The organism is Chryseobacillus diguaensis, from assembly GCF_049220665.1.
Lineage (GTDB): Bacteria > Bacillota > Bacilli > Bacillales > Bacillaceae > Metabacillus_B.
The window spans coordinates 23,497-44,315 of record NZ_JBMKNV010000014.1 but is presented as its reverse complement, the minus strand read 5'-3'; the positions used below and the strand labels follow the sequence as shown (position 1 = coordinate 44,315).

At 39.7% G+C, this 20,819-nt stretch carries 25 protein-coding genes; 6 read left to right on the top strand and 19 right to left on the bottom strand.

The window, feature by feature from the left end; genetic code table 11:
* Nucleotide 1: 1 nt before the first annotated feature.
* Nucleotides 2-328: a winged helix-turn-helix transcriptional regulator gene (locus ACOT8F_RS17660; protein WP_421653234.1), complete on the bottom strand. Its 327-nt coding sequence runs from the start codon at nt 326-328 to the stop codon at nt 2-4.
* Nucleotides 329-475: 147 nt separating this feature from the next.
* Between ACOT8F_RS17660 and ACOT8F_RS17655 the strand changes: the two genes are divergently transcribed.
* Nucleotides 476-1,099, top strand: a complete 624-nt coding sequence (locus ACOT8F_RS17655; protein WP_421653233.1) for a nitroreductase family protein — start codon at nt 476-478, stop codon at nt 1,097-1,099.
* Nucleotides 1,100-1,194: 95 nt separating this feature from the next.
* Here the strand turns inward: ACOT8F_RS17655 and ACOT8F_RS17650 are convergent, their stop codons facing one another.
* Nucleotides 1,195-2,583 carry a S41 family peptidase gene (locus ACOT8F_RS17650; RefSeq protein ID WP_421653232.1) on the bottom strand — a complete coding sequence of 463 codons (1,389 nt, stop codon included), beginning with the start codon at nt 2,581-2,583 and terminating at the stop codon, nt 1,195-1,197.
* A 301-nt stretch (nt 2,584-2,884) separates the two neighbouring features.
* Between ACOT8F_RS17650 and ACOT8F_RS17645 the strand changes: the two genes are divergently transcribed.
* Nucleotides 2,885-3,595 (top strand): class I SAM-dependent methyltransferase, encoded by a 711-nt coding sequence (locus ACOT8F_RS17645; protein WP_421653231.1) that lies wholly within the window; start codon nt 2,885-2,887, stop codon nt 3,593-3,595.
* A 76-nt stretch (nt 3,596-3,671) separates the two neighbouring features.
* Nucleotides 3,672-3,932, top strand: a complete 261-nt coding sequence (locus ACOT8F_RS17640; protein WP_421653230.1) for a hypothetical protein — start codon at nt 3,672-3,674, stop codon at nt 3,930-3,932.
* A 207-nt stretch (nt 3,933-4,139) separates the two neighbouring features.
* On the opposite strand, the gene mug is transcribed toward ACOT8F_RS17640, so the two are convergent.
* The 4 genes from mug to ACOT8F_RS17620 all read right to left on the bottom strand — a co-directional run bounded on the left by mug (nt 4,140) and on the right by ACOT8F_RS17620 (nt 7,017).
* Nucleotides 4,140-4,640 carry a G/U mismatch-specific DNA glycosylase gene (mug, locus tag ACOT8F_RS17635; protein ID WP_421653229.1) on the bottom strand — a complete coding sequence of 167 codons (501 nt, stop codon included), beginning with the start codon at nt 4,638-4,640 and terminating at the stop codon, nt 4,140-4,142.
* Between the two features lie 45 nt (nt 4,641-4,685).
* On the bottom strand, nt 4,686-5,426 hold the full coding sequence (locus ACOT8F_RS17630; protein ID WP_421653291.1) for a M15 family metallopeptidase: 741 nt from the start codon (nt 5,424-5,426) through the stop codon (nt 4,686-4,688).
* A 274-nt stretch (nt 5,427-5,700) separates the two neighbouring features.
* A complete protein-coding gene (gene deoD / locus ACOT8F_RS17625; RefSeq protein ID WP_421653227.1) occupies nt 5,701-6,399 on the bottom strand; it encodes a purine-nucleoside phosphorylase in 699 nt (232 codons plus the stop codon).
* 258 nt (nt 6,400-6,657) lie between these two features.
* Nucleotides 6,658-7,017 carry a hypothetical protein gene (locus tag ACOT8F_RS17620; protein ID WP_421653226.1) on the bottom strand — a complete coding sequence of 120 codons (360 nt, stop codon included), beginning with the start codon at nt 7,015-7,017 and terminating at the stop codon, nt 6,658-6,660.
* A 31-nt stretch (nt 7,018-7,048) separates the two neighbouring features.
* Here ACOT8F_RS17620 and ACOT8F_RS17615 point away from each other — a divergent pair, with 31 nt between their 5' ends.
* Nucleotides 7,049-7,192, top strand: coding sequence for a hypothetical protein (locus ACOT8F_RS17615; RefSeq protein ID WP_421653225.1), 144 nt, complete (start codon nt 7,049-7,051; stop codon nt 7,190-7,192).
* A 33-nt stretch (nt 7,193-7,225) separates the two neighbouring features.
* On the opposite strand, the gene ACOT8F_RS17610 is transcribed toward ACOT8F_RS17615, so the two are convergent.
* Both ACOT8F_RS17610 and ACOT8F_RS17605 read right to left on the bottom strand, forming a co-directional pair.
* Nucleotides 7,226-7,528 carry a YodL domain-containing protein gene (locus ACOT8F_RS17610; protein WP_421653223.1) on the bottom strand — a complete coding sequence of 101 codons (303 nt, stop codon included), beginning with the start codon at nt 7,526-7,528 and terminating at the stop codon, nt 7,226-7,228.
* Between the two features lie 121 nt (nt 7,529-7,649).
* Nucleotides 7,650-8,267, bottom strand: coding sequence for a phosphatase PAP2 family protein (locus ACOT8F_RS17605; RefSeq protein ID WP_421653222.1), 618 nt, complete (start codon nt 8,265-8,267; stop codon nt 7,650-7,652).
* Nucleotides 8,268-8,427: 160 nt separating this feature from the next.
* Here ACOT8F_RS17605 and ACOT8F_RS17600 point away from each other — a divergent pair, with 160 nt between their 5' ends.
* The gene (locus ACOT8F_RS17600) at nt 8,428-9,540 is read left to right on the top strand and encodes a DUF2515 family protein (protein WP_421653221.1); all 1,113 of its coding nucleotides are present in this window, start codon (nt 8,428-8,430) and stop codon (nt 9,538-9,540) included.
* Nucleotides 9,541-9,647: 107 nt separating this feature from the next.
* Here ACOT8F_RS17600 and ACOT8F_RS17595 read toward each other — a convergent pair whose 3' ends face one another.
* Complete coding sequence (locus ACOT8F_RS17595; protein ID WP_421653220.1) at nt 9,648-9,839, bottom strand: YozD family protein; 192 nt, start codon at nt 9,837-9,839, stop codon at nt 9,648-9,650.
* A 137-nt stretch (nt 9,840-9,976) separates the two neighbouring features.
* On the opposite strand from ACOT8F_RS17595, the gene ACOT8F_RS17590 reads away from it, so the two are divergent.
* Nucleotides 9,977-10,114: a hypothetical protein gene (locus tag ACOT8F_RS17590; RefSeq protein WP_421653219.1), complete on the top strand. Its 138-nt coding sequence runs from the start codon at nt 9,977-9,979 to the stop codon at nt 10,112-10,114.
* Here the strand turns inward: ACOT8F_RS17590 and ACOT8F_RS17585 are convergent.
* The 10 genes from ACOT8F_RS17585 to ACOT8F_RS17540 form a co-directional block, all read right to left on the bottom strand.
* Nucleotides 10,111-10,791 carry a hypothetical protein gene (locus ACOT8F_RS17585; RefSeq protein ID WP_421653218.1) on the bottom strand — a complete coding sequence of 227 codons (681 nt, stop codon included), beginning with the start codon at nt 10,789-10,791 and terminating at the stop codon, nt 10,111-10,113. The genes ACOT8F_RS17590 and ACOT8F_RS17585 overlap by 4 nt on opposite strands.
* A gap of 305 nt (nt 10,792-11,096) precedes the next feature.
* Nucleotides 11,097-11,324, bottom strand: coding sequence for a YozE family protein (locus tag ACOT8F_RS17580; protein ID WP_421653217.1), 228 nt, complete (start codon nt 11,322-11,324; stop codon nt 11,097-11,099).
* Between the two features lie 533 nt (nt 11,325-11,857).
* A complete protein-coding gene (locus tag ACOT8F_RS17575) occupies nt 11,858-12,136 on the bottom strand; it encodes a YokU family protein (protein WP_421653216.1) in 279 nt (92 codons plus the stop codon).
* A complete protein-coding gene (kamA, locus tag ACOT8F_RS17570; RefSeq protein WP_421653215.1) occupies nt 12,123-13,538 on the bottom strand; it encodes a lysine 2,3-aminomutase in 1,416 nt (471 codons plus the stop codon). Before kamA ends, ACOT8F_RS17575 begins: the two co-directional genes overlap by 14 nt.
* Before the next feature lie 82 nt (nt 13,539-13,620).
* On the bottom strand, nt 13,621-14,457 hold the full coding sequence (gene ablB, locus ACOT8F_RS17565; RefSeq protein WP_421653214.1) for a putative beta-lysine N-acetyltransferase: 837 nt from the start codon (nt 14,455-14,457) through the stop codon (nt 13,621-13,623).
* Between the two features lie 202 nt (nt 14,458-14,659).
* Complete coding sequence (locus ACOT8F_RS17560) at nt 14,660-15,970, bottom strand: peptidase (protein ID WP_421653213.1); 1,311 nt, start codon at nt 15,968-15,970, stop codon at nt 14,660-14,662.
* A 52-nt stretch (nt 15,971-16,022) separates the two neighbouring features.
* The gene (locus ACOT8F_RS17555; protein ID WP_421653212.1) at nt 16,023-16,670 is read right to left on the bottom strand and encodes a 3-oxoacid CoA-transferase subunit B; all 648 of its coding nucleotides are present in this window, start codon (nt 16,668-16,670) and stop codon (nt 16,023-16,025) included.
* Complete coding sequence (locus tag ACOT8F_RS17550; RefSeq protein WP_421653211.1) at nt 16,655-17,350, bottom strand: CoA transferase subunit A; 696 nt, start codon at nt 17,348-17,350, stop codon at nt 16,655-16,657. The genes ACOT8F_RS17555 and ACOT8F_RS17550 overlap by 16 nt, the downstream gene beginning before the upstream one ends.
* Nucleotides 17,347-18,705 (bottom strand): aspartate aminotransferase family protein, encoded by a 1,359-nt coding sequence (locus tag ACOT8F_RS17545; RefSeq protein ID WP_421653290.1) that lies wholly within the window; start codon nt 18,703-18,705, stop codon nt 17,347-17,349. The genes ACOT8F_RS17550 and ACOT8F_RS17545 overlap by 4 nt, the downstream gene beginning before the upstream one ends.
* Before the next feature lie 383 nt (nt 18,706-19,088).
* A complete protein-coding gene (locus ACOT8F_RS17540; RefSeq protein ID WP_421653210.1) occupies nt 19,089-20,492 on the bottom strand; it encodes an amino acid permease in 1,404 nt (467 codons plus the stop codon).
* Nucleotides 20,493-20,819 lie beyond the last annotated feature (327 nt).

Genomic DNA, 20,819 nt, shown 5'->3' with positions numbered 1-20,819 from the left:
CTTACAACTTCCCTTTTCCTTTTTCGCAATATTCATTACCCCATATTTGGACTTCTTTCATTACCTTCTCAAGCCCTTTTCCCTTTTTGGTTAATTTGTAAATAACTTTGACAGGTGTTTCAGGAATCACTTCTCTTTCAATGATGCCTGCACTTTCTAATTCCTTAAGCCTTTCCGAAAGCATTTTCTGACTAAGGTTGGGAATGATATCAGAAAAATCTTTAAATCTTCTTGGTTCTGTCATTAAGACATGTATAATAACGCCGTTCCAGCGTTTTCCTAGCAGTCCAAATGCATACTCTATGTTGGGACATACGGTTAAATCCATTTTTTATCCCCCTTGCGCAATATTTCTTGACAATACCAATGGATCGTTTTAAGCTATGGTAAGCTATAAACTTACTAAAAGTTAGTGTGTTACTTTTGTTATATTATACCCTTTAAGACTAATTTATTTCAATTGGAGGATTTTAAAATGGCTTTATCTACATCAAATGAACTACTTAATATCCTGAATGAAAGGACATCTGTCCGTCATTATGACTCTGCAGCAAAAATTTCTAAGGAAGAATTAACGGAAATTCTTGAATCAGCAGGGATGGCGCCCTCTGCCTGGAATCTTCAGCACTGGCACTTTATGGTTTTCCACAGTGACTCTTCAAAAGAAAGACTTCTGCCTATCGCTTACAATCAGCAGCAAGTTGTGGAATCTTCAGCTGTTATTGCAGTGCTTGGAGATCTTAAAGCCAATACAAAAACGGACTCAGTTTACAATCCGCTTGTAGAAGCAGGATTTATGACAGAAGATATTAAAAATACGATGGCAGATCAAATAAATGGTGCTTATGAAAATGAATTATATGCACGCGAGGCTGCTTTCAGCAACGCTTCACTTGGTGCGATGCAGCTGATGATTGCAGCGAAAGCGAAAGAATATGACACCTGCGCTATTGGAGGCTTTAATGCTTCCCAATTTATTGAAGAGTTTAAAGTTGAGGACCGCTATGTTCCTGTTATGCTGATTACAGTAGGGAAAGCAGCTAAACCTGCCCATAAAAGCGGAAGACTTAACCTTGATGAACTATCAACCTGGCTGTAAAACAGACTTAGATGGCGGGTATACGGCCCAATAAAAGAATAGACAGTAAGCCTATCACATTTGGAAAGCCCCCTGCTGCAGCAGGGGGCTTTTTATTATGGATTTATTTTTTTTAAGTAATTTAATGCTGCATTGTATTGCGTATCATTTTCCTGAAGCATTTTCTGAATAGTGGTGACCATATGAATGACTGTCTCTTTATCCACTGTTCCTGTTACAGGAATCTTTTTTTCCTTTTGATATTTTTTAACGGTATCGCTCATTTGTTTGCTGAAGAACCCGTCTTCTTTATCCAGTTTAAAGCCTAGTGCATTTAAAAGCTGCTGAGCTGCTTTTACACTAGGGGAAGAATCCCCCTCTTTTAAAGTCTGGGAAGGATTTAAAAGCGGAAGGTTCGCATAAGCTGGAAGACTGACTTTCTGGTCTGGTGTGATCCCCTTCTTATGAATCCATTTGCCGGAAGGAGTCAGCCATTTGGCAGTTGTAAACTTTATGGATGAACCATCGGGATATTCCTGCGCCTGCTGCATAACACCTTTTCCAAATGTCTTTTCTCCAATAATTGGAATACCTGCTGATTCATTCAGTGCAGCTGTCATTATTTCTGCTGCACTTGCTGACCCGCTATCAGTTAAAAGGACAGTCGGTATCGTTACAGGGTGGTCATTTTGAGAACGATATACTTCCCTTGAACCATCTCTGCTCTCCACCTGGAGAATATTCTTCCCTTTAGGGATAAAAATTTCGCTCATTTTAATTGCCTGATCCAGCAGTCCACCAGGGTTTTGCCTTAAATCAATAACAATTCCTTTTACTTTTTTATTTTGCAGATCTGTGACGGCTTTTTGGAAGTCATCTCCAGTTGACTCAGAAAACTTCGTGACCTGAATTTTTCCGATATTACCGTCTGATACTTCATGATAAACGGTTTCCAAAGGAATTTTGTCTCTTGTGATCGTAAATTCGTGAAGACCGCTTCCCTGGCGGTCAATCCTAATTTTAACTGTTGTGCCTTTTTTCCCTCTTACCATCGTTACAATATCATTCACTGATTTTCCTGCTACATTTTTTCCATTTACTTTTACAATTTCATCTCTCGGTTTAAGGCCTGCTTTTTCAGCGGGTGATCCTTTTATCGGTGAGACAATCAGAACATGCCCGTTGCTCTCCTGCAGCTCTGCTCCTATTCCTTCAAAAGATGAAGAGATGTTTTCATTAAAGCTTTTTGCTTTTTCTGAATCCATATATTCACTGTAAGGATCTCCAAGAGATTGAACCATTCCCTGAATGGCCCCATCCACCATTTTTTTCTGATCTGTATTCTGGTAATATTCTTTATGAATTTTCTGATATGTAGTATATAGCTTATTAAAGCCATCATCCTTTTGTCCAGGAACTGACGGTTTCACTAATGCAAGTGTTAATCCAACACTGATAGCAGCTGTTATTAAAATTATAGCCGCCGTTTTTACCCATTTTTCCAAATAAACACCACCTTATCCTTCCTTAGGCTCTTTTATCACCTTTTCTATAAAATTCTGACTGAAATCTCTTGAAAAATATCCGCACGAGCCCTGCTGGTTGCGGAAAAGGCATTCTGCAAACAACTTTTTAACAGTCTTTATTCATTATGTCTAATGGATTTCATCACGTCAACTATTTACAAAACGCTGCCCTTTTTAAGATTTTAGTATGTCTTCCCTTCCCTAGGGTTCTTCTTATAATAAATGACGATTTTTTTCAATACTGCATATAGTATTCAAATGAGAAAAAGGAGCATAAATCGTGCCGACCTATCTTGATTTACTAGCAGAGCTTGGAATAGGCGGTGCACATCCCGGAGGATTTGCACTGACTAAATGCCTTTTGGAACGTGAACTTCCCCTTTTCGGAAAAAAAATTCTGGATGCAGGCTGCGGCACCGGTCAAACTCTCTATTACCTTGAGCAGCTTGGAGCAGATGCTACAGGAATGGATATTGACCCCCGCATGATAAAAAAAGCTAAGAAAAGAATGCTGAATACTTCTGTCAGTTTAATTACAGGAGACATTGAGTCCCTGCCGTTTCAAGGTCAATCCTTTGAATATGTATTGTGCGAGTCGGTTGCAGCCTTTACAAATACGGAAAAATCTCTTTCAGAGTTGAAGAGGGTTTTAAAGCCAAATGGGATATTGCTTTTAACTGAAATGACGGCTTCAGAAAATATGGATGAGAATGAAAAAATCGAGTTTACTGCATTTTACAAGGTCCCAGCTCTTTTAACACAAACACAATGGAGAAAACGGTTAGACACAGCTGGCTTTACTGAGATCGATGCGTTTGCCATGCAGGATTTTGACTTGGATTTTTCTGAGTCGTTAACGGAATTTGATATTGATAAAAATGTAGAGCCTGTTTATTATGAATTGCTTGACCGGCATGATGCATTGACCCTTAAATTTAAGGATAAGATCACCTGCATGGTTTACCGCTGCTGTACTCCTCCTATTTTTTGAAAAATAGGATAAGCGTACAAACTTCCTGTCCCTTCTATTCATAATCTATAAAGAAAATGATTTAGGAGGGAAATTCATGAACCGATATCATGGCATATGCCAGCGTTATCATGGTCAAAATGTCCGGATTACCCATCGTGACGGTAATGTTCATGTAGGAAGAATTGTCAGAGTTACACCGACTCACGTATTTATTCAGCCATACCGCGGCAGAGGCGGCGGTTACGGGATGGGCTATTACGGCAGGCGCTACGGCGGGTACGGATGGGGAGCAGCTTATGGAATCGGATTAGGTTTTATCGCAGGAGTTGCTCTTGCAGGTATTTTTTTCTGGTAAAAGAAAAAAATCTTCCATTTTTTCGGAAGATTTTTTTTTAAAAAAAACAGTTTTCGTAAAGATTGTTCCTTTTCCTGCTAGCACTTCTTACGCATTTTAACTTGCTTCGGGGCATCTTTTCTTAAAGATCCTGCCAAATCAAGGGTCATGCTGCTGAAATTTAGAGTGAGAAGCAACAAAGTTTAAGAAAAGAGCCTTTTTAAAAGGTTACATATAATCATGCACTTCTTTGTATATATTTGTTATTTGATCCAGTTTCATTCTCACCAGACCGCTTGAAGAAGGAGCAGCAAATTCTATTACTCCTTCTATTAAGGAATCAGGCTGTTTGCCCCAGTTTGCCTCTCGTTTGCCGCTGTAATGCAAATATACTCCTTTCCCGACAAAGCAAACAATTTTAGGCTTATAAAGGCGGATTTTTTTGATTAATTCCATTCTGCCCAGTTTGTATTCTTCTTTTGTAATTTCACTTGCTGCTTTTGTAGGGCGTTCTACTATATTCGTAAAACCGATCCCCTCCTGCAGAAGTTTATAATCTTCTTGCGGGCTGTATAGGCGATCTGTTATACCCGAAAGATACAGAATCTTCCAAAAACGATTCGTCGGATTGGCATAATGATGCCCTGTTTCTGCTGTAACAATACTTGGGTTATATCCGACAAAAAGCAAGGACAAATTTTTTTCTAAAAGGTCTAAATTGGGATACATCCGTTTTCCCACTTTATGTTAATAATTTTTGAAAAGTGATGAATCTTAAACTTTTTTCACTTTGCCGAAATATTCTTCAAGTGTCAAATTCTTGTCCTTCAAAATTTTCGCAGCTTTCATTCCTACATAGCGCAAATGCCATGGTTCATATTCATATTTTGTAATATCCGTTTTATCCTTTGGATATCTGATAATAAACCCGAATTTATAGGCATTGTCTTTTACCCATTTTCCTTCTTTTGTGTCTCCAAATTTAGGCGTTATACCAAGATTCACACTGCGGCTGGTAATATCCATCGTTAACCCTGTCTGATGTTCGCTTTGTCCAGGCAAGGCAACTGCCTGCTTAGCTTGTTCTTCACCATTACTCTCTACTTCACGGCTAAATACGCTTTGCTGATACTCATAAGACCTGAAACCTGAGACCGCAAAAAGCTCAATCCCCTGCTGTTTAGCTTGTCCGAAAAGGTTTTCCAGTGCGCCTGCAGCTTCTTTCCTCATGTATCTTTGCTGAATATCCTTGTCGCCAAATGAAAAAGCAACATTTGGACTCACTAGATCTTTTGGTTTATAACCCACTGGAAGCGCAAAGTTTTTATTTACTAAAACCAATATATTTTCAGGATTTTCGATGGTTTCTTTTCCATTTACTGTATTAATCTGGTTAAAATATTGAGCGCTTAAAAGGAAATCATTTTGCTGCTGTTTTTTTACAGCTTGCATTTTTACTTCTTCATTATTCTGTTTCTGTTCGTCGCCTTGAAAAAAGTGCAGTTCCTTTGGCATGGAACAAGCCGAAGTTATTAGTACGAATGGCAGAATAGAATAAATAATGCGTTTTTTCATGTTTGTTACCACCCTAATTAATATCGCATCTTTTCTTAAAATTCGTGGTTTTATTACTTTACATCCGCTTAAATGATTGAAAAACGGCAAAATTTAAGAAAAGAGCCTTTCATAAACACGTTTCATTGTATCATTATAACCCTCCTTTCTAAAAACTATATTTGACAATTTTCGATAAAAAACGCGCAAATTCAATTTGCGCGTTTGACTTCATTTATAGAGCTGCTTCCAGCGATACTTCAATCATATCATTAAAGGTTGTTTGTCTTTCTTCAGCAGTTGTTTCTTCACCAGTTAGAATATGATCGCTGACTGTTAAAACGGAAAGTGCTTTTCTTCCATATTTAGCAGCAAGAGTATATAATGCTGCTGATTCCATTTCTATAGCAAGGATACCGTATTGTGCCCACTTTTCATGTTCGGCATTATCGTTATAAAACATATCTGCCGTAAAAACATTTCCCGCTTTCAGCTGAAGTCCTTTTTCAATCCCAGCATCATAGGCTTTTTTCAAAAGCTCAAAGTTTGCCGTTGGCGCGAAATCAACCCCTCCAAATGTCAATCTGTTCATTTGGGAATCAGTTGAGGCACTCATAGCAAGGATAACATCTCTTACTTTGACATCTTTTTGAATGGCTCCGCATGTGCCGACCCGAATCAGCTGCTGGACCCCATAGCTTTGCATTAATTCATTAATATAAATGGATATAGATGGAACGCCCATCCCAGTTCCCTGAACAGATACCTTTTTGCTTTTATATGTTCCAGTGAAGCCGAGCATCCCCCGTACTTGATTATAACATTCAGCACCTTCAAGGAATGTCTCTGCTATATATTTTGCCCTGAGCGGATCACCCGGAAGCAAGACTGTTTCAGCTATTTGATTTTCTTTTGCACCAATATGTATACTCACATTTATTCACTCCTTTATTTTGTTACTATATCACAAAAAAAGACAATTTTCGCACATACTTTTCCTCTTCTTACCCATTTATATAACGGGCTATACTCCATTACTTGTTCTAAACTCATTCGAATTCCAGCATCCTTTGTAAAACAGCATTCAAAAAAATAGCGATCATGACTTCATTTTCCTATAAGGAGAAAATACCAGCCATGAACCGCTTTTAAAAGGTCATACTACTGAAGAGGAAGTGACATTCCATTGCCGTCAGTGCTTCCTTGATAAATATTTCGGCTTAATAACAAGAAGATTCCCTCTTACCTCATATTTTTTCATTGACAGCATGTACTTTTTGAAGAAAAAGGCACAAAGGATATAGCACGGGACATAAAAAACGCCGATTTTTAAAATTTCAAGCAAGTAGCCAGACACACTTGAAATATTATGGTACAAATTGTAAACGATTAAAATCAAAATACTCAGGAGCATCGTTACAAAATAAATGTTCAAGCTGTGAAAGAGGATACTTACTTTTCCTTTGTAAAAAACGCGTTCTAATTCCTGCTTCACGATTAAAGCAGATAATGTAGAGATTAATCCTAAAACCAAAACGATGATTTCTTTCATGATGAAAACTCCTTATCCTGGAGGTGAATGAATGGGTAAAAAACACCGTAACCGAATAAATGCACCAAAAAAGAACAATCATATTTCACCAGAAAACATAGTTGCTGAACAAGAAGCACATGGAAAAGAAAATGCGGCTTCAAAACGCAAAAATGGTCCTGGCAATCACTTGTAATTTTTACAGAAGCAGCGAGTCATCGCTGCTTTTTTAGCAAACATGCATCCGGTTAATCGGCTTCCATCCGTCAGAAAATAGCTTATAATAAGTTTGCCCTTTTCTTCCTTCATCAATCAGCAAAATATCACCTGTACCTATATATCTCGATTGGTAATCTTTAGGTAATGTATCAGCAACATTAAAGAGCTTAAAAGTTTTTTCCAAAGCCTCCTGATGAGTTTTTGCCTGTACGTGATATCGATAAACCTGGTTGTAGTCTTTCGAACCTCCAGCCCGCGGGGTTTGAAAAATAGTAATATCATACTCTGTAAGCTTGCGGTATCCAAGTAACATTCTTCTTATTCCCCCTTCTGCCGTACCATTTCCTGTTTAAAAAACAAGCTGTGTTTAGCAAGGATTTTCCTTTTGTTTATTATTAGGGGTTTTAAAGGTATTTTCCTTTATCGAAATTTTACTATTTTTGTCGATTACGATAAAAATAAGCTTTATAAAACAGTTTTTTTAAGATTAAAACCCACGCTGTCCCTACAGCAAAACCGGCTAACACATCTGTTAAGTAATGAACGCCGAGATATATGCGGGTAAATCCGATTAAAAGAATGAATAATGCTGTAAACACTGCTATGGCTCTATTGGCAGTTTCAGATAAAGGAGACATCTTGATGATCAGGAAACAAAGAAAACTATAAAAAACCGTGCTATTCATAGCATGTCCGCTCGGAAAGCTGTAGGTGCTCTCATGAACAAGCGGATGAAAAGATGGCCTGAGGCGCTCGTAAAGTCCTTTTAATATCCAGTTTAACAACCGGACAGTAATAAAAGCGGCAGATAAAAAAATGGACTCTATTACCTTTCTTTTATACAGGAAAACCAGGAGAACCAATAGAAGGAATGGCAGCATAATTACAATGGAACCAAGCTCAGTCACTCCTATAATGAATTTATTTAATAAGGGTGTTCTCACTGCCTCCATAGACAAACTGAAAGTGCGATCTATAGAGGCAACCATTTCAGTATGAGTTGTTAACCCCAGAAGAACAAAAATTAAAAGTCCAGTAATGATTCCGTACATACCGTCACTTCCTAGATGAATGTATCGGTCCTTCTTCTCTTAAAGCAGGACCGTTGTTCCTTACCCATTGTTTTTCTTATTTCCTTACGAAATGAAATGAACCATGGTTCTGTTTCTTACATAGATAGCTGTATAGGGAACAAGAAAGGTGGAGAGCCAATTGCGGTATCTTTCTTTATTTAAATCTTCAGCAGAGAGCAGCCCTATCATCAGCGTGCTGCCAGCTGATGAAAAAGACTTGCTTTACAGACGGCTTGCCGATAAACTGAGTGAGCCAAAAAAACCCTCTATCCTCTTAAAGGAAGAGCAAAGGTTGATTGCTGAAATAAAGAACCAAAGAGATTTGCACAACATTAATAATATTACCCGAACTATGGCTTACTTAACTTTTTTTGAGCGTCACCCAGAAATTCACTGGGCATTCCTCGCTCATATGGTTTCCAGAAATGGCGGATGGAGCATGACTGATTTAAAGAGTCATCACTGCGGAAATTTGTTAAAACACGAGGAAAAAGAATCATTTTTTCTTTTTTTGGAAAAAGCAAATGCAATGATTTTTTATGATGCCTATCCTCAGCTCTTGCTATATGAATACAGTAAGCGAAGCGGAAAAAATCTTTTTTCCTGCTTAAGAGGATTTGGAGTATCATGTTTCATGCAGGAAATTTGGGAAACCTATCTCACTTTAGGGAACTCCGCTTTATTGACTTGCGCTCTTATCACAAACGAACAGCAGCTCCTTCAAAAAAGACTTCTCCAAAAGCCTGCTGTTCAAGCAAAGGTATTCAATAATCCGAAGTTTGCACTGCAGGATTATATGGGAATGACAAGTGTTTTCTTTCCATATAAGAAAAAGAAATCCTCACATTTATATTTACTTGCAGGTGTGATTGTATCCGGATTTCAAAGCGTACAAAACAGAATATTAACAGGTAAAAAACTTTACAGCCTTTTGTTTGACAATAGCCGCATTTTCACTGCATGTAAAGACTTTGCTATAACTCATCCTCATAATGGCTCACGCAGCAGTTATTGGAATCACCTCTTTTCAAAAGATAAAAATTCGGCACTGCTATATAGCCCGGAGCTCACTGACGCTTGGCCTAATGTAGAGCATTCTCTTTCTGAGAAGGATGACTGGTTTCACCATATGAATCTTGCAGAAGGATTTGAACAGATGGTGAAAGAATCTACTGCCGATCTCTCAAAAGCTGTTCTGCTCAATCTTGCGAAGCTTGCCCCAGCTCATTTCCTTCCTTCAGCTCTCCTTTAGAATCATAAAAAAGGCGCACAGACATTTATCTGAGCGCCTTGACTTATATGATAAGACTTTTACAGCTTAAAAAAGGAAGGAAAGCAGCAAAGTTTTAGAGATAATCCCTATTCCATATCCTCAAATTCATTTTCTTCCAATTCTTCATCAATGATGCATTTCTCAAGCAGATAATCAAATGTAATATCCGCTATCAGCTCAAGCTCGGCTTCTTTAGGTATGTAACCTCTCTTAATCAGTTGATTATAAAAGTATTCAGCGATTTCTTCCGTGTCGATGACTACCTCAATTTCTCTCACAGCATCGCCCCCTTGATTATTGTTTATGACCGGAATGGGACACATATGTCTACTTATACAGGAACGTCAAAACTTCCTTCATATTTTGTATAGACACGTCATATTATTTAACAGGACAAGCATTCAAGGAGGAAAACATGAACACAATTTTTCAATTTATCGATAGTGTACGATTTGATCAAATTCTTGAGCATATTGCAGGCGCCCTGTTCATTCTGGGAGTATTTGTTTGCCTGCCATATATTATTTGGAATTTCCTGTTATTTATTTTTTAAATCTCTTCCCCATCAGATTCAGCCGTATATCTTTTTAGGCTTTCCAAAACCAGCTCCATCATTTCCTTATATTCAGGATCAAGGAACATATCGTAAAGAATTTGGTAATCATTATAGATATCGAGCAGATGATTAATCATATTCATCCGGCTGTCTTGAACACCTTTTTTTATTTCAGGCATAGCACTGGCAAGCATCTGCTCCCATTCCGGAGAATTTTTTTGTTTGGTATAAAGCATCATGATTTGCTGAAGGCATTTTTCTGCTTCCTGCTGGCTCATAACTAAAACGAGCTCCTCCTCTGCTGCTTCAAGCCATTCTCCATCTGTCACCCTTGTTAATTCATAAACAGTGTCTTCCCATCCGTCTTCGAGATAGCGCCAAACCTCCGTTCTCAAACCGGCAATCTTAAACAAATCTTTTCCATACCCTTTAATATGAACCAGATCTCCGATCGCATAACCATATTCGATTTCAATTCGTTCAATCTCAAATACTCTTCCCTCATAATCGCTGTAAGGCACAATTGCCCTTTCGAAAAAAAGGACCTCGCCATGATTGACCTCATATAGAAAATGCTGATTAACCTGGTAAACACTCGTGATGGTGCCAACAGTTCCATATATAATCACCACCACAACATCTCCAACCTGATACTTCGGTTTATTCGAGGCCATTTTTCTTCCTCCCGCACATGAAAAAGATAAAATAGTATATGCCGGGGCGCCATTTCTGTATGGGCAGAAGAGGACTTTGATCATTTTGGGAAAAGCAAACGCTTATATAAGGAAAGTGAAGCGCCTTGTTGAGCCACGATAAGATTAAGATGGCCAGGAAAGCCGTTTTTTCCTTTCTCTGGATGAACGCCTTATGACCTCTGGGGGTTAGGCTTCAGCGTGAGAGTAATAATCTTGGTTTTTCACTGCTCAGATCTAAAATAGGTAATTACACAAACAACAAAGCAGGCATTGAGCCTGCTTTGTTAACTTTGTTTATTCGTTTCCATTTTATATAATTCCCATGCCTCATCGAAAATGGCCATCGTTTCAAGATAATGTCCATTTAACTCAAGATAGCGCGAAATATCATCATAATGATCAGCACTCTTTGGAAAAGAATGATCCTCATAAGCGTTATTAGCGAAGAAGCTAATATCATCCTTTGGTTTTGGGTGCCTGTATTTCATTAGGTAATGATAGAAAGATTTCATTGTTTTTCCCCCATAAGCTATTTAATTGGTACCATTATAGCTTAATTAATAGAGAGAAAAAACTTTTTGCTTCTCAGATTATGTGTTTGTTCAAGCTTACCAAATACCCTATCTTTGTGAGTAATTGAGTTTTCCAATCAACTGTGGCCGAGTTATAGTTTACAATTGACCACAAATGACTATAAAACACACTTTCATTTTCCTCTTTTGCATCTTCAAAGGATGTTATGCCTATAACGTGCTCTGGCTTTTTTAGCCTATCAACTGTACTAATCTCTTTTAATAATATTGTACCGCCACTTCTCTTTATCTCTCTTCCGATTTGTATTGGAAGTTGTATATCCAATATTAACAAATCAAAATGTTGTTCATATAAGTATTTTCTCGCATCATTAATGTCCAATGCTTTTTGAATTTTAATATTTTCAGGAAAACATCTAATAGTGGTAAAAGGATTTCATTTTGTTCCCCCAAATGCATTTTGATTGCTATCATTACAGCTGATTCAAAGAAAAAAACAGGGAGGCTCCCTGTCATGTAAAATCAAAGTAATTCCTTTTCAGCAATCTTGGCTGCTGAAGAAGGCTTTCGTATGAAATCGTTTCAGGCAAGAGGTTCGTGTCGATCAGAAGCAGCTGATCCTCAATTTCCTTGATCGTTTCCTCGCATTGGTAATTCATTGTGCAGGAAAAGCAGTGAACAGAAGGTGTGCTTGTAATCGTGATGGCTCTTCTTCCATCAGGAAGCTCCCAGTAAACGGTTTCTTCGCCAGTCTGTATCTTGGTCGATTCGCACCATTCACACTTCTTCATCAGAAGAAGCCCCTTCATTCATTTTGGCTTGCTGTACCTGAAATTTCTTTTCTTTCAGCTGATCCCGCTTTTCGCGCATATCCTTTAATGATTGATGTCCTAGCTCTGTCTGATAGGTTTTTCTTTTATTTATTCTGTTCAAACCTTCAGGCACAAGATTAAAGATGGAATCCTGATAAAAGCCTGCTACACCAGTTGACGAGGTTTTATCATTTGAGTCCGGGTAAATACTGTTGAAATAGTCATCCGCCTTCCCTGCTACATATCCTTCCGGTTCAGGATAAGCGGTAATGACCCCTTCATAATTTCTGAGGACAATTTTTTCAGGACTTTGGGAAAGGATGTAGTTTGGCTGAAGAGCAATTTTTCCGCCTCCCCCTGGAGCATCGACTACAAATGTCGGTACAGCATATCCCGAAGTATGGCCGCGCAGACCTTCCATTATCTCAAGCCCTTTGGAAACAGGTGCCCTGAAATGGCCGATGCCTTCTGATAAATCGCACTGATAAATATAATAAGGCCTCACCCGAATTTTAACGAGATCGTGCATGAGTTTTTTCATGATGGCGACACTGTCGTTGATTCCAGCCAGAATAACTGCCTGATTTCCGACAGGAACCCCTGCATTTACCAGCATTTCACAAGCTTTTTTCGCTTCTTCTGTAATTTCAATGGAGGTATTAAAATGCGTATTCAGCCAGACAGGGTGGTATTTTTTTAAAATAGTGCACAAATTTTCAGTGATGCGTTGCGGAAACACTACTGGAGCCCTCGTGCCGATTCGAATGATTTCGACGTGCGGAATAGCTCTGAGATTTTTCAGGATATATTCAAGAATCTGATCATTGATTAAGAGTCCATCCCCTCCAGAAATTAGAACATCCCTTACCTCTTTTGTTCTCGATATATAGGCAATCGCTTCATCGAGCTGTTTTTTTGGCACTCCCATTCCGATCTGGCCTGAAAATCGCCGCCTTGTACAATATCTGCAATACATGGAGCATTGATTGGTTACTAGGAACAGGACCCGGTCGGGATAACGGTGAGTAAGTCCCGGAGCAGGAGAATCTTCATCTTCATGGAGAGGATCCTCCAGATCATATTTTGTCTTATAAAGCTCTTTTGAAATAGGCACCGATTGCATTCTGATCGGACAGCGGTGATCATCTGGGTTCATTAAAGAGGCATAATAGGGAGTGATATTAAGCGGGATCGTTTTCGTTGAAATTTTGACGCCTTCTTCTTCATCTTTTGTCAAATTGATCACTTTTTTTAAATCGTCGAGCGTTCTGATTGTGTGCGTCAGCTGCCAGATCCAGTCATTCCATTGTTCATCTGATACATCCTTCCAAATAGGGATATCTTTCCAATGCCGTTTAGGCTGATAAAGATCTTGTTTCATTCCATTTCCCCCTTCTAAAAGTTCTATAAGCAGTAAATGCCTATAGAAAGACATTTGTGCCTAAAGGTTTTCGAGAGAGATTTCAGCAGAGCTTTTTGCACCAAACATTCATATTTTCCAATGATTTAAAAATGTAGCAGTTGTTCAAAAGCCTTCCTTTATATTGGTACCCGCTGTTATATAAGGCGGCATTCATACCAAAACTCCGAGCCCTTGCCAGGGAGTAAACTTGAAAGATTCCTCTCTGCTTCAGTTCCTGTGCAATTTTTCCAATCAGAATTTGAATGAATTTATGCCTTCTGTATTCAGGCATTGTTGCACAGTCTGTTATTTCAGCATTGCAAAGGGCCTCATTGATTTCAGCAGAAGCGGCGCTTATGATCCTGTCTTTGATTTCCGCCACATAAAATACATTCCCGCTCTTTATGCTTTTGGCTAAATATTCTGAATCGCTTACTGGCGTGGGATAAACTTGAAATATGGCATTATAAAGCTCTGCCAGCCTGGAAGCGTCCTTACCTTCCGCTTTTCGTATAACCACCTCTTCCAAATCCCACTGAACCACATTTGTCACTTTCAGGCTTTTCAAAGCATCCAAAACAGCATCTTCTTTTATCCACTCACTTGTATAGCATCGTTCTTCTGTTAAAAAACGGGAAAACAGGTAAGCATCGCTTCCCTTGAAATAGCCATCGATTACACCTTCAAGCTGATAAGCGTTTGCTAAAGCGATCGCAATATCAGGATGTTTTGCTTTTAATATAATTTTGGAAAAACCTGCTTTTTTGGTTATTACCATCAATTCATCAATCAGGCTGTTAAGATCTCCATGATAATCTTCTAGTTTTGTTCTCTTATTAAAATGATCCAAACCAATTTCCGCATGAAAACGGCTGTTTTTAAAATGAACGATTTCCACATGTTTGCCTCCCTTAAGCAAGGAGCCTTTTTTGATTAGCAAATATCTAAATAAATCCAAATATTTATTGCCTTCAATAACCTGAATGATGGCACCTTTAGTTGATTCTGCTACAGCTGTTACCGTATAAATGGCTCTCTTGGGGATGTTTTCAATCCTTCATGCCAGCCATTTTTCTGATTCTCCTCCTTTAATTGGGGCTTTAATTGAAATGGCTTTTTTGCTGTTCGTCATGATCTCCCTCCTTTTGAAGAACTCCGCACCAGTCCATTATGAAAAGAGCAATAATTTTTGCGGATTCAGTGATAGCTGAAACCGAAATGTACTCATCAGGGAAATGAGCTGTCTCTGTTACACCGGGACCGAATACAACGGTTGGAATATGGCCGGCATTAGCAAGCATACCGCCATCAGTTCCCCACGGCGAGGCTTCAAGTACCGGTTCTTTCCCTGTAATGGTTTTATAAGAGTTTGCAAGAGTTTCGAGCAGGCAGTGATCCTTAGGCAATTCATTAGGAAGCCATCTAGCTCCGTACCATTCAAGCTCTGCCGGATTTTCAGTAAACCACGAATCTTTTGCACTGAGCCTCTTAAGCCAATCCTGGAATTCTTTTTGAACTTCTGCTGCTGTTTCATTTGGGGCGATTCCGCACCTTCCGCTTAAAACGACTGCATCAGGTACAGATGACGGCCAGGTGCCCCCCTTAATTTCCCCGATATTAATAGGCACGGGAATTGGAATATTTGAATAAAGCGGATCAGTAATTCGCTTGTTTCGAACCGTTTCGAGCTCTCTTACATGTTCGACAACAAGCATAGCCTTTTCAATAGCACTGATTCCTTCATATCTCGTTCCGCCATGTGCCGATTTTCCCTTTACTTTGATCCTGAACCACATGGAACCCTGCTGCTTTGGAAAAATCTTCATGCTTGTCGGTTCTGGTATAAGAGCACCATCTGCTTTATATCCTCTTAAAATACTATCTAATGTCCCCGCTCCTCCGCTTTCCTCATCAATTACACTTTGAAAGATCACATCACCGGTTAACTCAACGCCATTCTGGATCAGGGCCTCCATAGCCATAAGAAGCGCAACAGTGCCCCCTTTCATATCTGAAGTGCCCCTGCCATAAATTTTCCCGTCCTTACTGTCTGCCAAATACGGTTCGTGCTTCCACTGCGCTAGATCACCTTCAGGGACAACATCTATATGACCGTTTAAAATCAATGATCTGCCGCCTTCTTTTCCTTTTAAAACAGCAGCAATATTAGGACTTTCCTTAAAATGCGTTCTTGTTGAATAAAAATCGGGATGAGTTCTCAGCAATTTTCCGTTGGGCTCCCATAGATCAATCTGCAAACCAAGCTGCCTGCATTTTTCCAGAATAATTGCCTGGGCAGGAGCTTCATTTCCCTGGACACTTCGCTGCTCAACCAATTTTTTCAGAAGCCTGACGGATCTTATTTCATTTTTCTCCAGCCAAAGGACAATGTCACTGCGGAGGGCATCCATTTTTATCATCCTCATTTCTCTACTGTAGGGCGTTTATGATTTATAAAAATCTTCAAACCGAAGGCAAGTGAAGCGGGCATCCGGTTTCAGCGATGACCTCCTCAAGAGTATAAGGAGTCAGAACTTCAACCAGATGTAGTCCTGATTTTCCTGGTTTCATTACCGCTTTTTCTGTAATGATTAAATCAACACAGCTTCTAGCTGTAAGCGGTAGGCTGCAGTCTGATTTTATTTTAGGCTCTCTGTTTTTATCTGTATGGCTCATAACGACAATCACTTTTTTAGCTTTTAGCGCAAGTTCCATTGCCCCGCCAATACCAGGAACCTTTTTTCCGGGAACGATCCAGTTGGCAAGATCTCCTTTTTCGCTTACTTGAAGCGCTCCAAGAATTGTCAAGTCGACATAGCCTCCTCTGATCATTCCAAAAGCCATTGCTGTGTCAAAATAAGAAGCGCCAATTCCAGCAGTGATAGGAAAACCTGCTGCATTGCATAAATCTTCATCCTCAAACCCCCGTTCAGGGCTTGCACCTATACCAAGAATTCCATTTTCCGCATGAATCATAACCGGAAAATCCTGTTCTAAAAAGTTTGGTACAAGAGATGGAACGCCAATTCCAAGATTGACGGCCATACCAGGAAGAATTTCTTTGGCAGCACGTTTTGCCATTCGGTTGCGCTCTTCTATTCCCAAACCCATTTCCAATTCACCCCTTCTGACTGCACAATCGCCTGGATGAAAATTCCCGGAGTAATGATCTCCTCCTCATGAAGGACTCCGAGCTCAACTATTTCTTCTGCCTCAGCAATCGTATATCTTCCCGCCATTGCCATTAAGGGGTTCATATTTCTTGCCGTCTTATTAAATGTTGCGTTCCCATAATAATCAGCCTTTTCAGTCTTGATAATGGCTATATCCGCTGTAAGGGGAGTCTCAACCAAGTATGAATTCCCGCCAATTTTAACTTTTTGCTTCCCTTTTTCCACTGCTTCATTTCCTAATCCAACATCTGTCAGGATTCCTCCAAGGCCATTACCACCTGCACGTATTCTTTCTGCAAGAGTTCCTTGAGGATTAAATTCCACGATTAGCTTCCCATCCGTCATGAGCTTGCCTGCAACTGGATTGGAGCCAATATGAGAAGTAATCAATTTTTTAACTCTTCCTTCTACAATCAGCCTTCCGACTCCTATATCAGGAAAACCGGCATCATTACATATAATGGTTAAATCAGAAACCCCTTTTTCTAGTATGGCATGCAATAAAGTAGGAGGGCTTCCTACGCCGCCGAATCCCCCAACCATTATGGTGGAACCATTGGTTATTCTTTCAGCCGCTTTTTCTGCAAGTGCAATTTTTTTGCAATAATCCGTTTTCATAAAGTTCCCTCCGAATAGCCCTGTTCTGTTTCTTTTTGAAATTCAATAAAAACATTTTTAAGCCTTGCCAAAAGCTCATCCATTTCTGACTTCTTAATGGTAAGCGGAGGAGCGATAATCAATCCGTTTCCTGCTTTCCCTCCAATCCCAGCATTTGAAGGATAAATGAGCAGGCCCTTTTCAGCTGCTCGCTTAACAAGTTTGGAGGTAATATTGTCACTTTTAGAAAATGGCGCTTTTTTAGTCCTGCATTTAACAACCTCCACTCCAAGAAGAAGTCCCTTTCCTCTGACATCTCCAATAAAGGAGAACCGTTCTTTCCAATCCATTAAGTTTTGCTTTAAATAATCCCCTTTTTCCATCACGCTTTCCATTAATTTTTTCTGTTCCATATAAGAAAGGACAGCAAGTGCTGCTGCAGCCGCTTGAGGATTTGCGCTGTAGGTATGCCCGCTCATAATGCTTTTTGTGCCATTTTGAATTGGTCCCATTACTTTATCGGATACAATAGCAGCTGCAATCGGACTATATCCTGCTGCGAGCCCTTTTCCTAAAGCCGCAATATCAGGAATAACGCCCCAATGTTCCAGTGCGAGCATTTTCCCTGTTCTGCCAGTACCGCTCATCACTTCATCCGCAATAAAAAGAATATTATACTCATCACAGATTTGCCGGATTTTTTGATAATACCCATCAGGAGGAGAAATCGCTGCCCCTGCTGCACCAATGACTGGTTCAGCTATAAAAGCTGCAATATTGTCAGCACCAATACGGTTGATGGCCGTTTCAAGTTCATCTGCACATTGCAGCTTGCAACCTGGATAGCTTTGGTGCATAGGACATCTGTAACAATAAGGAGGAGATACAGACGGGGTAAAAACCATCCAATTTTCAAAACGGTTTCTTCTCTCGGGAAAACCGGAAAGGGACAAACCTCCAAGCGTAATGCCATGATAGCTGTTCCATCTAGAGAGAATGGCGGTTTTTTTGAAGTTCCCTTTTTCCTGCCAATATTGCAAAGCAATTTTCATGGCCGTTTCCACAGCTTCTGAACCGCTGTTTACAAAGAAACTCCAATTGAGATCTCCCGGCATCAGGGAAGCAATCTTTTTGGCAAGCAGTTCCCCTGCTTTACTGGTAAATTGGGAACGGTAGACAAAGGATACTTTTTGGGACTGCTCGTTCATCGCTTCTATTACTTCTTTTACTCCATGGCCAATGGAGCAAGTCACCGCACCAGAAGAAGCATCCAGATAATCCTTTCCATGCATATCGTATAAATAGACACCTTTTCCATGGCTGACCATGGGATAGCTTTCATCAAGAATCGGTTTTATCAAGTAGCTCGCGGGAATGACACCCACCTCCAGTGACGTGCAATATAATGGAAAAGAAAACCCTGTATAGTTCAATATATGAAACCCTGAAGAGACATATATCCGGTTTTCTTTATATATAGCTCTGTTAAAGCTCAATGCTGATTTTGGCACCATGCTGATTGGAACGGATACGCGAGACTCCTGCTTAGAAAAGCGGATCAAGGGAGACCTAATCAGGTGTATAGCACCGAGAAGGCTCTAAGGTAAGCTCGCTAAAGCTTGAGTGCCTGCTTGCTGTGCAATCAACAGCCAAAGTTAACAGAGCCTTATATATAGAAGTGTTGGGAAAAAGACATGGAAGGCAAAAAGGAAAAATAGTCAAAAAAACAGCACGGATTTGCTCCGTGCTGTCCCCGAGATTATCCCAATTTGGAATAAACGGCTTTTTTATTAACGTTATTTTTCTTATGAAGCCCTCGTGCATAATAGGAAATGACAAGAACTGCGAGAAATGGAATACCAACATATAGTGATACTCTCGTATCAGGGAAATAGGCCATTAATCCGACAACTGCCGCTAAAAAGACAAGTGACAGATAAGAGGTAAACGGAAATAGCGGAACCTTGTATTTCAGCTTCTTTACATCTTCCTGAGACAGGGTTCTTCGATACTTTATTTGAGAAAGAAGAATCGTCGCCCAGGTCCAAATGGCTCCAAAGGTTGAAACACTAGTAATATAGACAAATACACGCTCGTCCTTAATTAAATAGTTCAATAGAACTCCAACTAAGAGAGCTGAAGCAGATGTCAGTACAGCTATTCCAGGCACGCCTCCTTTGGTAATCTTAGAAAATGCCTTAGGCGCCTCTCCCTGCTCAGCAAGATTAAACAGCATCCTGCCAGTACTGAATAAGCCGCCATTGCATGATGAAAGGGCTGCTGTTAAAACAACAAAGTTAATAATACCTGCAGCTGAAGGAATGCCGATTTTTTCAAAGGTTAATACAAACGGGCTGCCTTGAGTTCCGATTTTTTCCCATGGATAAATCGACATAATGACGAACAAGGCACCTACGTAAAAAATTAAAATCCTCCAAAAAACCGTATCAATTGCCTTCGTAAGCGTTTTTTCAGGATTTTTTACTTCTCCTGCTGTAATTCCAATCAGTTCAATTCCAAGATAGGCAAACATCACCATTTGCAGAGACATGAAAACCCCTTTAAAACCATTCGGGAAAAAGCCGCCATTATTCCAGAGGTTGCTAATGCCTGTCGCAATACCTCCGTTGCCAATTCCAAAAAGAATCATGCCAACGCCAATGACGATCATAAAAATAATTGCCACTATTTTAATGAGCGCAAACCAGAATTCCAGTTCGCCATATGCTTTTACAGCAAGAAAATTAACAGCCGCCATAATGATAAGTGCAGCTAAAGCCCAAATCCATTTTGGTGAATCTGGATACCAGAATTGCATGTAAGTTCCAACTGCTGTAATTTCCGCCATGCATGTTACGACCCACAAGGCCCAATAATTCCAGCCGGTAATATATCCTGCAAGCGGACCAAGATATTCCCTTGCATAGCGGCTGAAAGAACCTGCTACAGGATTTTGAACTGCCATTTCCCCGAGTGACCTCATGATGAAAAACATGATCATACCGCTGAAGGCGTAAGCCAAAAGTATACCCGGTCCAGCCATTTTAATCGCTGTGGCTGAGCCCAAAAACAATCCAACGCCAATTGCCGCGCCGAGTGACATCAAAGATATATGTCTTTCTTCCAGCCCCCGGTGAAGTCCGCTGCTGTTTTTTTGATTCATGCTTCTTCCTCCCTCATTCAGGCCTGCACCTACACTAGTTTGATTTGTGCTCAATTTTAAGTATAATTGCTAGCGCTTTCATTTCCAATGAAAACTATGAAAAAATACAAAAAATTTAACTATTAAAACGATTATTAATTTTTAATCGTTACATGTTTGCTAGTTTATCAAATGTTTCTCTCTTTTTCAACTATTCTGAAATAATATAGTGCTTCTTACCCTTGTATAACGTCAGCTCCTTTTCCAATTTGAGGAAAAGAGGCTGCTGGATATTGCCATAAATGGTACCGTTTTGAGGTGCATATCTAAAAATTTTTTTCAAAATGA